The organism is Stenotrophomonas humi (assembly GCF_001431415.1).
Classification (GTDB): Bacteria; Pseudomonadota; Gammaproteobacteria; order Xanthomonadales; family Xanthomonadaceae; genus Stenotrophomonas; species Stenotrophomonas humi.
In genome coordinates, this window is the sequence record NZ_LDJI01000031.1 from 1 (window position 1) to 11759 (window position 11759).

Genomic DNA, 11759 nt, shown 5'->3' on the forward strand with positions numbered 1-11759 from the left:
GGTAATGGGGGTTGGGGAAGGGGAGCTTTCAGCGCGTCACCCAAACAGGAACAGGCCCTTGCGGGCCTGTTCTGTTACCTAACTCCGGCATGCCGGGAATTGTGGCTGCGATGACGCCCGTCAGGCGTGATCCAGGCTGCTGGTTTCATCGCGCTTTTCACGCGGCGGCAGCGGCTCTTCGCCCTTGACCAGGAACCACACGTTCTCGGCGATGTTGGTGGCATGGTCGCCGATGCGCTCCAGGTTCTTGGCCATGAACAACAGGTGCGTGCACGGGGTGATGTTGCGCGGGTCTTCCATCATGTAGGTGAGCAGCTCGCGGAACAGCGCGGTGTACTGCGCGTCCAGGCGGGCATCGTCCTGGCGCAGCTTGAGCGCGGCTTCCACATCGTTGTTGCGGTAAGCCTCCATCGCGCCGCGCACCTGGATGGCGGCCAGACGGCCCAGTGCGCGCAGGCCCTGGATCTGCGGCAGCGGCGGCACCGACACCAGCGCGATCGAACGCTTGGCGACGTTGGCGGCGTAGTCACCAATACGCTCGATATCGGCGGGGATGCGCAGGCCGGCGAGGATCTCGCGCAGATCGCGGGCCATCGGCCCGCGCAGCGCCAGGCGCATCACGTCATGGCTGATCTGCTGTTCGAGCTGGTCGATGGCGTCGTCGTTGGCGACGATGCGCTGTGCGGCCTTCTCGTCGCGTCGCTCGATCACATCCAGCGCCGCTTCCAGCTGGGCCACGGACATTTCGCCCATGCGCAGGATTTCGGCCACCAGACGCTGCTGCTCTTCGTCATAGCTCTTGACGATGTGGTCGTTGGGGAGATTCATGGAATGCTCACTGGAAGGTGTGGTGGAGACAAGGTTTGAAGCAGAACCACGGCGCGCCGCATGGGCTCGGCGCTGCGCCGCCGCACATCAACCGAAGCGGCCGGTGATGTAATCCTCGGTCTGCTGTTTGGAAGGGTTGGAGAAGATCACTTCGGTGCGGTCGTGTTCGATCAGGTCGCCCAGGTACATGAAGGCGGTGTAGTCGGATACGCGCGCGGCCTGCTGCATGTTGTGGGTGACGATGGCGATGGTGTAGTCGTTCTTCAGCTCTTCGATCAGCTGTTCGATACGGCTGGTGGAGATGGGGTCCAGCGCCGAGGTCGGTTCATCGAGCAGCAGCACGTCCGGGCGCAGTGCCACGGCGCGGGCGATGCACAGGCGCTGCTGCTGGCCACCGGACAGGCCCAGCGCGCTCTGGTTGAGCTTGTCCTTCACCTCGTCCCACAGCGCACCCTGGCGCAGGGCCTGCTCGACGCGGTCGCGCATGTCGACCTTGGACAGTTTCTCGTGGTGGCGGATGCCGTAGGCGACGTTCTCGAAGATGGTCATCGGGAACGGCACCGGCTTCTGGAACACCATGCCGACCTTGCTGCGCAGGCGGTTCATCGGGTACTTCGGCGACAGGATGTTCTCGCCGTCCAGCAGCACTTCACCGCGCGCTTCCAGCTTGGGATACAGCGCGTAGATGCGGTTGAAGATGCGCAGCAGCGTGGACTTGCCGCAACCGGAAGGGCCGATCAACGCGGTGACGCGTTTTTCGGGGATTTCCAGGTTGATGCTCTTCAACGCGTGGTACTTGTCGTAGTAGAAATCCAGTCCGCGGGCAGCGAGCTTGACCGGCGCCGGCGTCAGCAGTTCCTGCGCGGAAGAGGGCACATTGATGCGCTGCATCGGCACGGCATTGGTGAGGTCGTTCATGGCAAGGTCCATGGCAATCAATCGTTTGAGGTCAGTCGTTCGAAATGCGGTTGCGCAGCAGCAGGCCGCGCGCGGAGAGGCTTACCAGCAGCACGAACACGGTCAGCACGAGTGCGCCGGCCCAGGCCAGTACCTGCCACGATTCGTAAGGGCTGCCGGCGAACTGGTTCATCACCACCGGCACCGAGGCCATCGGCTGGAACACGTTGGAGTTCCAGTACTGGTTGCCGAAAGCGGTGAACAGCAGCGGTGCGGTTTCGCCGGAGATGCGGGCCAGGGCAAGCAGGATGCCGGTGACGATGCCGGCCATCGCGCTGCGATAGAGCACCTGCATGATCACCTTCCACTGCGGTACGCCCAGTGCCAGTGCTGCTTCGCGCATCTGCACCGGTACCAGCCGCAGCATTTCATCGGTGGTGCGGATCACCACCGGCAGCACGATGAAGGCCAGCGACAGCGCACCGGCGAACGCGGAGAACTGGCCGCCGGTCTGCATCACATACAGGGTGTAGACGAACAGGCCGAGCACGATCGAGGGTGCCGAGAGCAGGATGTCGTTGACGAAGCGCACCACCGTGCCGGCCTTGCGGGCATTGCCATACTCGGCCAGCCAGGTGCCGGCTGCCACGCCCAGCGGCGTGCCGATGCCGATTGCCAGGGCGCACATCACCGCACTGCCGAAGAAGGCGTTGAGCAGGCCGCCTTCCTGCATCGGTGGCGGCGTCATCTTGGTGAACAGGTTGAGGTTGATGCCGGGCAGGCCCTTGGACAGCAGCGTCCACAGGATCCAGCCGAGGAAGAACAGGCCGAACAGCGCGGTGGCGCAGGACAGGACCAGTGCCACCACGTTGCCTATGCGGCGACGCAGGTACAGCGAATCGGATGTGGTGGACATCAGTTGCCCTCCTTGCGGGACAGACGCATCAACATCAGGCGGGCGATGGCCAGCACCACGAAGGTGACGATGAACAGCACGAAGCCAAGCAGCAGCAATGCCGAGCGATAGGTTTCCGTGGCTTCACCGAAATCATTGGCGATCAGCGCGGCGATGGTGGTGCCCGGTTCCAGCAGCGAGGGCGACAGGCGCACGCTGTTGCCGATCACGAAGGCCACCGCCATCGTCTCGCCCAGTGCACGGCCCAGGCCCAGGAACACGCCGCCGATGACGGCCGAGCGCGTGTAGGGCAGCACGATGTCCCAGCTAACTTCCCACTTGGTCGAGCCCAGCGCGTAGGCCGATTCCTTCAGGCGGGTAGGTACCGTGAGGAACACTTCGCGCATCACCGAGGAGATGAACGGGATGACCATGATGGCCAACACGAAGCCGGCCGTGAGCATGCCGATGCCCAGCGGCGGGCCCTGGAAGAAGATGCCGATCACCGGCCATTGGCCGAGCGTTTCGTTGAGGAACGGTGTGACGTATTCCGTCATCACCGGCACCAGTACGAACAGGCCCCACATGCCGTAGATGATCGAAGGAATGCCGGCCAGCAGTTCGATGGCGGTGCCGACCGGGCCACGCAGCCAGCGCGGTGCAACCTCGGTCAGGAAGAAGGCGATGCCGAAACTGACCGGCACGGCGATCAGCATGGCGATGACGGCGGTGACGATGGTGCCGTAGATCGGCGCCAGCGCGCCGAACTTGTTCTCGACCGGATTCCAGTCGGAGGAATAGAAGAAGCTGAGCCCCTGTTGCTGCAGGGCATGACGACCACCCCACAGCATCGACAGCGCGGCGCTGGCCAGGGCGACCAGCACGAAGATCACGGTGGCGATAAGGAACCAGCGGAACAGTCGGTCGTTGCGGGCGTCGCGCAGGTCACGCGATGAGGGCGTAGAGAGAGGCGGTGCGATGGCATTCATGGCAGCGGCGTGGGCCCAAGGGGGAAGCGGGGAAACATCAGTCCCTCGTTGAAGAGGGGAGAACCGTCATTCCCGCCGAAGCGGGGGATTTCAACCGGCGAGTGCCGGTACATCACGGTTGCGGTTGCTTGTGGCTTCAACGTCAACAGCAAGCGCGGAAGAAGCAGGTCCGATCCCCGCCTGCGCGGGGGATGTGATGACAGAGGCGGGTGCGCCAGCGGCACACCCGCCTCATCGCGTCACTTGAACTCGGCAGCCCAGTAGCTTTCGATCTGCGTTACCAGTTCCGCCGGCAGCGGCACGTAGTGCAGTTCGTTGGCCTGCGTCTGGCCGTTCTCGAATGCCCACTTGAAGAACGCGCGGGTGTCGGCGCTGCGCTTGGCATCCTTCGGCTGCTTGTGCATCAGCATGAAGTTGGTGGCGGTGATCGGCCATGCATTGGCGCCCGGGGCATTGGTGATGACCAGGTTGAAGTCCTTGGCATTGGCCCAGTCGGCGCTGGCGGCAGCGGCGGCGAAGGTCTCGGCGGTCGGCTGCACCCAGGTGCCGGCGGCGTTCTGCATCGAGGCGTACGGCATGTTGTTCTGCAGTGCGTAGGCCAGTTCGACGTAGCCGATCGAGCCCTTGATCTGCTGCACGTACGAGGCGACGCCTTCATTGCCCTTGCCGCCGACGCCGTCGGGCCACTGCACCGAGGTGCCTTCGCCGACCTTGTCCTTCCACTCGCCGCTCACCTTGGACAGGTAGTTGGAGAAGTTGAAGGTGGTGCCGGAACCGTCGGAGCGGTGCACCAGGGTGATCTTGGCATCGGGCAGGGCCACGCCCGGATTGGCTTCGGCGATGGCCTTGTCATTCCACTGCTTGATCTTGCCCAGGAAGATGTCCGCCAGCAGGGTGCCGCTCAGACGCAGCTGGCCCGGCTGCAGACCTTCAAGGTTCACCACCGGCACCACGCCGCCGATGGCCGACGGGAACTGGCCGAGACCGGCCTGCGCCAGCTCTTCGGAGGAGAGCGGCTTGTCCGAGGAACCAAAGTCAACGGTGCCTGCCTTGATCTGGGCGATGCCGCCACCCGAGCCGATGGACTGGTAATTGATCTTGGCGCCGGTGGCGGCGTTGTAGTCAGCCGACCACTTGGACACCAGCGGGAAGATGAACGAAGCGCCGGCGCCGGAGATTTCTGCGGTCAGCTTGTCAGCGGCGCCCGGTGCGCCGGCAGCGGCATTTTCCGGGGTCGAAGCAGCCTGGTTGCCAGCGCCACCGCAGGCCGACAGGCCCAGGGCAATGGCCAGGGAAAGGGCGGCAAGACCGGTCGTGTGCAACTTCATGGGTCACTCCATAGCGGGGAAAATGCCGGCAGGGCCAGCGGATGAGGCTATGAAATGATGTTTTTGTTACAACCTGATTACATCGTTAAAAGAATCTGAAAAGGCCAACGGAATCAATGCGGAAGCGAGGGGCTGGCCGTGCCGGGGTGTCCCGACCAGGGCGTTCGCTGGCGCAGCTGCCGTGGCGCACGGCCCCGATCAAAAAAATGGCGCGGATCACTTGATCCGCGCCTGAGGCGACGAGGGAGAGGGACTCGGCGTCTCTACACTCAGTAAGCCAGGTTCTGCTGCCAGTAGGTTTCGATCTGGCGGACCAGCGGATCGGGCAGCGGCACGTAGTCCAGCTGACGGGCCTGGGCATCGCCGTTGGCGTAGATCCAGCGGAAGTACTCGACCGCCGCCTTGGCACCTTCAGCGGTCTTGGGCTGCTTGCGCATCAGGATGAAGTTGGTGGCGGTGATCGGCCAGGACTGCTCGCCCGGCGCATTGGTCATCACCAGGTAGAAGTCGCGGGCGTTGGCCCAGTCGGCGCTGGCGGCAGCGGCCGAGAAGCTCTCGTCGCGCGGCTGCACGAAGTTGCCGGCGGCATTCTTCATGCGCGAGAAGGTCAGGCGGTTCTGCAGGGCGTAGGAGAACTCGACGTAACCGATCGAGCCCTTGATCTGCTTGACGTAAGCGGCCACGCCTTCATTGCCCTTGCCGCCGATGCCTACCGGCCACTGGACGCTGGTGCCTTCACCTACGCTGGTCTTCCAGTCGTTGTTGACCTTGGACAGGTAGTTGACGAAGTTGAAGGTGGTGCCCGAGCCATCGGAACGATGCACGACGGTGATCTTGGCGTCGGGCAGTGCCAGGCCGGCGTTGAGCGCGACGATGGCCGGGTCATTCCACTTGGTGATCTTGCCCAGGAAGATGTTGGCCAGGGTCGGGCCGTCCAGCTTCATCGCACCGGCTTCGACGCCGGCAACGTTGAGCACCGGCACCACGCCGCCGATCACCGACGGGAACTGCACCAGGCCGGCCGAGGCCAGTTCTTCCGGGCGCAGCGGCGCGTCGGACGAGCCGAAATCCACGGTGTTGGCCTTGATCTGGGCAATACCGCCGCCCGAACCGATCGACTGGTAGTTCACCCGCTTGCCGGTCGCGGTGCTGTAGTCGGCCGACCACTTGGACATGACCGGGTAGATGAAGGAAGCGCCGGCGCCGGTAACGTCGGAGGCGTTGGCAGCAAACACGGACGACGCGGCGAGGATGGCAACGACGGCGCGCGATTTGATGGCGTGGATCACGAATGGCTCCTGGAGGTAGAGGTGCGGTAGGTCCGCCCGGCGCCTATTCCATAACCATTTGATGACAATGCAGCGTCTGTCATATGACGTTGCGATGACAGCTGAAATCCACTCAGAAGGTGGCTTCGATCGTCTTCGGCAGCGGGTAATGACGGCCCTGCGGACGCAGCAGGTAGCGTTGCTCGGGCAGGTTGCGGCGCTCCTCGACGCATTCGCCCGCGGCATCCTCATGATTGAGGATGGCGGCGCTGCGTTCGTGCACGCGCAGCTCGGCGAAGCCCTGCGCAGGCGTGGGGCCGATCTCCACGGTGCGGCTGAGCTGATGGAACTCACCCGCACAGCGGGTATCCCATTCGCCGCCAAAACGGGCGACCACGATCTGCCCGGTCACCGGCTCTATCCGGTCCTTGTCCAGCACGAACAGCTGCAGGCGGGTGTCGTTGAACGGGTTGGGTTGCGAGGAGCCGCTGCGGCCGATACGCACGCCGAACGCGCGCACGTCGGCCGAAAGTCGGTAGCGCGCGGTATCCAGGCTCACCTCCTCGCTGCGGATGGCGTCGCTGCTCATCATGCCGGGAAGGCGCAGGGTGGCACGCGGGCGCAGCGTGGCGGTATCCACCACCAGCAGATCCAGATCGCCGTCCTGGTAGGCGCCGTTTTCCTCTTCCGGGCCAAGTACGGGCACGGCCATCAAGGTCAGTGTCGTGTCCGCCGGCCACACACGGCAGCTGCCCCGCTCGGCATTGAGCGGTGTGCCTGCCGGGAGCGGTAGTGCGCCCGCCGGCCGTTGTGCATAGGCCTGGCGGATGCGTTCGGCACTGTCGGCGCCGCAGTCCTGGGCCAGGGCGGTGATGGGAAGGGCGAGCAGCATCAACAGGGCGAGGCGCATGGGTCAATCCTTTGAATAGCGGAGGTGAGGATAGCGTGCTGCTCGATCCATTCGCCTGTATGCCGGTGCCGCATGCACGGATCGCCCGTGTCAGCCATCGTGCTGCATAGCCTGATCTCCGTGCAGGCCATTGCGCCGTTGGCGCAGGGAGGCGGATTGGAAGCACCGAGGTGCTGCCCATTTCGCGCTGCTGCCCGTGCCGCTGAAGGCACAAACAAAGAACGCCCCTTGCGGGGCGTCCGTGCTGTTGCATGCAACCAAGGCTTACCAGAAGAACTGCAGACGCGCTTCCAGGATGTTCGGCTTGTCGCTCACGAAGGTGCGCGCGCTGGAGCTGTACTTCTTGCTGTCGACCATCACGTAGTTCATCGAGGCCTTGAAGTTCGAACGCCAGTACCAGTTGGCGCCGACGGTCCAGATGTCCATCTTGCCGCCCAGCACGCCGTCCACGATCGGCGGACGTCCGGCGACCGGGTTGGCCGCGAGGCCGCCATCGTTCAGATCGATGTGGTCGAAACGCGCGGCCAGCTGCCACATGCCACGGCCCGGCTCATCCGGCAGGCCCAGGCTCGGGGTGCCGCCCTTGTAACCCCAGGTCTCGCCGGTGACATTCCACACGCCGCTGACATAGAAGCCATCGGTGGTGTAGTTGCTGTGGTCGTAACGCTTGGCCTTGGAGCTGTAGTACTCGCCCTGGGCCTTGAACGGGCCGCGCACGTACATGGCTTCGGCACCGACGGTGCTGAGGCGGTCGGTGTCCTTCAGGTCGCCGCTGTCGACCAGGCGCACGGTGGCCAGGTCGGCGTTCGGGCGTGCGCGCAGACGCAGCAGGTCCGCGTCGGTGTCGTAATCGACGTAGCTCAGGCCGAGATGCAGGATGTTGCCCTTCTCATTGATCGGGGCGAACGTGCCGCGCACGCCGTAGCCGCTGCCATGGGCCAGGTCGCGGGTCAGCTCGCGGCCGAAGGCCGAGGCGTTGACCGACCAGTTGCTGTCACCGAAGCCATAGCCCACACCGAGGCGGCGGGCCACCGCATAGGTGTTGGTGACCGTGGCCTTGGAGATGAAATCGTTGTTCTTGGTGCTGGACAGTTCTTCCAGGCTGTTGGGCTGCTTGTACTGGCCGGCCTGGAAGAAGTGGTTGGCGTTGCCACCCAGCTTGTACTTGACGTTGGTGTCCAGGAACTTGTCGGCCTTGGCGTCATAACCGACCACCCATTCCACGTTGCCCGGGCCCTTGCCCTTGAGCACCAGCTCGGCGCGACGCAGCTCGAACTCGCTGTCCTTGCCGTTCTTGGCGACACCGTTGAGGTCGGCCTTGTCGTTGTCGAACCAGTTGCCGTCAGCCTGCACCAGGCCTTCGAAGGTGATTTCGGAACCGCCGATGACGTCGATGGCGACTTCAGCGTGGGCGGCCGGCACAAACAGCGCCGCCGCAACGGCTGCAGTAAGAAGTTGGCGATGCAGTTTCATGGGTGGATGGCCTTGCAGGCAGGTTGAGGATGCTGCGAAGGCTAGGGCGTAAAGATTGCGTAAATGTGACAGTCCGGCGACTAACTTTTCCCCCGGTACACCCATGCCCACGTAGTGAACACGTGGGCTGTTACCGGCAGGTGTCGTAGAGATGGCAGTCGGTGGCGCTCGGACGTCTGTTGTCCTGACTTCGAAATGTGACCGCCGATCACGGGTCACACACGTAGGACGATCCGGTTTGCGCGCCGTGCACGGATGGTGGCCGTGCAGGATCAACCGGCCCGCAACCGGGGACTGTGCCGCTTTATTTGGGGGCGGCGATGTTGCCGCGTCAGGCGACTGTCTTGTCCCTGAAATGACACAGATCGCGGATCACGCACTGAGGACAATCCGGTTTGCGTGCCTTGCACACATAGCGGCCGTGCAGGATCAGCCAATGATGGGCGTCGAGCAGGAATTCATCGGGAATCACCTTGAGCAGGCCATCCTCCACCGCACGCACATCCTTGCCCGGGGCCAGCCCGGTACGGTTGCCGACGCGGAAGATATGCGTGTCCACCGCCATCGTTGGCTGGCCGAAGGCGGTGTTGAGCACCACGTTGGCGGTCTTGCGGCCAACGCCGGGCAGGGCTTCCAGTGCCGCGCGGTCGGCGGGAACCTCGCCGCCGTACTTCTCCACCAGGATCGCGCACGCGGCGATTACGTTCTTGGCCTTGGCATTGAACAGGCCAATGGTCGCGATGTAACGCTTCAGTCCTTCTTCGCCCAGGGCAAGAATGGCCTGGGCGGTGTTGGCCACCGGGAACAGCTTGCGCGTGGCCTTGTTGACGCCCACGTCGGTGGCCTGTGCAGACAACGCGACCGCGACCAGCAACTCGAATGGCGAGCTGTACTCCAGTTCGGTCTTCGGGTGTGGATTGAGTTCGCGCAGGCGCGTGAACATCTCACGCACTTCCTCGCGGCTCATGCGCGTACTGGCGCGTGTGGCCGCCGGCTTCTTCACGACGCCCGTGGCTTTCTTTGCAGTGGTTTTCTTCACTGCAGCTTTCTTCACCGCGGCCTTCTTGGTCGCGGCTTTGCTGACGGCGGCGGCACTCATGACGACGGCTTCTCCGCGGCGCGTGCCTTGGCACGGGCAAGGATGGCCGCCGCCGCCGAGGGCAGGGCAGGTTTGCTGTCGGCCACCGGTGGCGGTGCACGACGCGCTTCGCGCTCGGCGGCACGCCGCGCCAGTCGCGCATCGCGTGCGCGGTGGCGCTCGCGTGCGGCCCAAGCGCTGCGCAGATGCTGCTGGGCAGCGAGCAGTTGCTGCGACTGTGCGGGCGACAACGTGGTTTCGGCCGGCGAGGCGATGAAGTCCATCAATCCTGCACGCACGGCGGCGTCCAAGTCGTCATCAAGCACGAACTGCAACAACTGTTGCGCTGAAACGGAAACGGCAGACATCAGGGTCGTGACTCAGCGGTTCTTGAATTCCGGCGTGCGGCGTTCGAGGAAAGCGCGGGTGCCTTCGCGCATGTCCTCGGTGGAGAAGGCCAGGCCGAACTGCGCGCTTTCGTATTCCAGGCCTTCTTCGATGCCGCATTCGCCACCGACGTTGATCGCGTCGAGGATGCCGCGCAGCGCCAGCGGTGCGGCATTCGCCAGTTGCGTGGCGACCTTCAGGGTTTCCGCTTCCAGTTCAGCGGCCGGCACCACGCGGTTGAGCAGCCCCAGTTGCTGGGCACGCGCCGCGTCAATCGGTGCGCCCAGCAGGCACAGTTCCAGCGCGGCGGCACGGCCGGCCAGGCGCAGCAGGCGCTGGGTACCACCGAAGCCCGGCAGCAGGCCCAGGTTGATCTCCGGCTGGCCGACCTTGGCACTGTCGGCGGCGATGCGCAGGTGGCAGGCCATGGCCAGTTCCATGCCGCCGCCCAGCGCAAAACCGTTGACCATGGCGATCACCGGCTTGTTCAGGCGTTCGATCCGGCGCATCAGGCGTTGGCCGATCAGCGAAAAGTCACGCCCCTGAACCGGGGTCAATCCGTTCATCTCGGCAATGTCGGCACCGGCCACGAAGGCCTTGGGGCCGGCTCCGGTCAGCACCACCACCCGTACCTCATCGGCCTGGGCGGCATCGGCAAAGGCCGCGTCCAGCGACTCCAATGTCTGTCGATTCAAGGCGTTGAGCTTTTCCGGGCGCTGCACCGTAAGAGTGCGGATGCCATCACGGGTGCTGATTGAAACCGGTGCCTCGGACATGCAGTGGAACTCCTGGAAAAGTTAAAAAAAAGTGATGCTGGAACTATTGTCTGACCATGCGTGTCTGAGCTTGCGTCGTCAGTGGCGGACAGCCTTTGTGACGGCTATCCTAACCCGTCGCCTCATGCGGCATGGTTGCCCCTGAGACACCCTTCCTGGAGAACTGTTTGATGAAGTTGCGTTCTATCGCGGTCGCCGTGGCCGCTCTGGCCCTGACCGGCACCGCATTCGCCCAGGACGTCTCGTCCGAGAAGGGCAAGCTGAGCTATTACTTTGGTTACGACTACGGCAACAACCTTGCCGAGCTCACCGGTCGTGGCGAACAGTTGGACATTGCTTCGGTAGTGAAGGGCCTGCAGGACGCCTACGCCAAGAAGCAGCCGGCCATCACCGCCGACCAGCTCAAGCCCGCCGTCGAAGCCTTCCAGCGCCGTGAGCAGGGCCGTGCCCAGGCTGCCAAGGCCGAGTACGACAAGGCGGCTGCTGATAACAAAACCCGTAGCGACCAGTTCCTGGCCGCCAACAAGGCCAAGCCGGGCGTGCAGAGCCTGGCCGGTGGCGTGCAGTACCGCGTGATCGAAGCCGGCAGCGGCGCCAAGCCGACCCAGGCCAGCAACGTTGCCCTGGAAGTTGCCGGTCCGTTCCCGTACGGCCAGCGTCCGACCGAAGCGCGTCCGGCCCAGTCGATTCCGTCGATCAAGTTGAGCGAAGTCGAGATGGCTGCCATGCGCGAAACCCTGCTGCAGATGCCGGCAGGCGCCAAGTGGGAAGTCACCCTGCCGCCGGACAAGGCTTACGGTGCCGACCCGCGTACCCCGTTCCCGCCGAACGTGGCTGTGCAGTTCGAGATCAAGCTGGTCAGCGTCAAGTAATTCACGCGCATCAGTTGAGTTGAAGAAAAACGCCGGTGCTTGCACCGGCGTTTTTTTG

At 64.1% G+C, this 11759-nt stretch carries 12 protein-coding genes; 1 reads left to right on the forward strand and 11 read right to left on the reverse strand.

The window, feature by feature from the left end; translation table 11 throughout:
- Positions 1–120: 120 nt before the first annotated feature.
- From phoU to ABB26_RS16095, 11 genes are all read right to left on the reverse strand, one after another.
- Positions 121–828, reverse strand: a complete 708-nt coding sequence (gene phoU / locus ABB26_RS16045; RefSeq protein WP_057635724.1) for a phosphate signaling complex protein PhoU — start codon at positions 826–828, stop codon at positions 121–123.
- An 87-nt stretch (positions 829–915) separates the two neighbouring features.
- Positions 916–1746 carry a phosphate ABC transporter ATP-binding protein PstB gene (gene pstB / locus ABB26_RS16050; RefSeq protein ID WP_057635787.1) on the reverse strand — a complete coding sequence of 277 codons (831 nt, stop codon included), beginning with the start codon at positions 1744–1746 and terminating at the stop codon, positions 916–918.
- A 31-nt stretch (positions 1747–1777) separates the two neighbouring features.
- A complete protein-coding gene (gene pstA / locus ABB26_RS16055; protein WP_057635725.1) occupies positions 1778–2641 on the reverse strand; it encodes a phosphate ABC transporter permease PstA in 864 nt (287 codons plus the stop codon).
- A complete protein-coding gene (gene pstC / locus ABB26_RS16060) occupies positions 2641–3609 on the reverse strand; it encodes a phosphate ABC transporter permease subunit PstC (RefSeq protein WP_057635726.1) in 969 nt (322 codons plus the stop codon). The genes pstA and pstC overlap by 1 nt, the downstream gene beginning before the upstream one ends.
- A gap of 239 nt (positions 3610–3848) precedes the next feature.
- Complete coding sequence (gene pstS, locus ABB26_RS16065) at positions 3849–4937, reverse strand: phosphate ABC transporter substrate-binding protein PstS (protein ID WP_057635727.1); 1089 nt, start codon at positions 4935–4937, stop codon at positions 3849–3851.
- A gap of 269 nt (positions 4938–5206) precedes the next feature.
- Positions 5207–6226: a phosphate ABC transporter substrate-binding protein PstS gene (gene pstS / locus ABB26_RS16070; RefSeq protein WP_057635728.1), complete on the reverse strand. Its 1020-nt coding sequence runs from the start codon at positions 6224–6226 to the stop codon at positions 5207–5209.
- A gap of 112 nt (positions 6227–6338) precedes the next feature.
- Entirely contained in the window at positions 6339–7115 is a 777-nt protein-coding gene (locus tag ABB26_RS16075) for a PA3715 family protein (RefSeq protein WP_057635729.1), read from the reverse strand.
- Between the two features lie 264 nt (positions 7116–7379).
- Positions 7380–8588 (reverse strand): OprO/OprP family phosphate-selective porin, encoded by a 1209-nt coding sequence (locus tag ABB26_RS16080; RefSeq protein WP_057635730.1) that lies wholly within the window; start codon positions 8586–8588, stop codon positions 7380–7382.
- Positions 8589–8919: 331 nt separating this feature from the next.
- The gene (nth, locus tag ABB26_RS16085; RefSeq protein ID WP_152982720.1) at positions 8920–9555 is read right to left on the reverse strand and encodes an endonuclease III; all 636 of its coding nucleotides are present in this window, start codon (positions 9553–9555) and stop codon (positions 8920–8922) included.
- A 128-nt stretch (positions 9556–9683) separates the two neighbouring features.
- Positions 9684–10034, reverse strand: a complete 351-nt coding sequence (locus tag ABB26_RS16090; RefSeq protein WP_057635731.1) for a hypothetical protein — start codon at positions 10032–10034, stop codon at positions 9684–9686.
- A 12-nt stretch (positions 10035–10046) separates the two neighbouring features.
- Positions 10047–10829, reverse strand: coding sequence for an enoyl-CoA hydratase/isomerase family protein (locus ABB26_RS16095; RefSeq protein ID WP_057635732.1), 783 nt, complete (start codon positions 10827–10829; stop codon positions 10047–10049).
- Between the two features lie 170 nt (positions 10830–10999).
- On the opposite strand from ABB26_RS16095, the gene ABB26_RS16100 reads away from it, so the two are divergent.
- Positions 11000–11701 (forward strand): FKBP-type peptidyl-prolyl cis-trans isomerase N-terminal domain-containing protein, encoded by a 702-nt coding sequence (locus ABB26_RS16100; RefSeq protein WP_057635733.1) that lies wholly within the window; start codon positions 11000–11002, stop codon positions 11699–11701.
- Positions 11702–11759 lie beyond the last annotated feature (58 nt).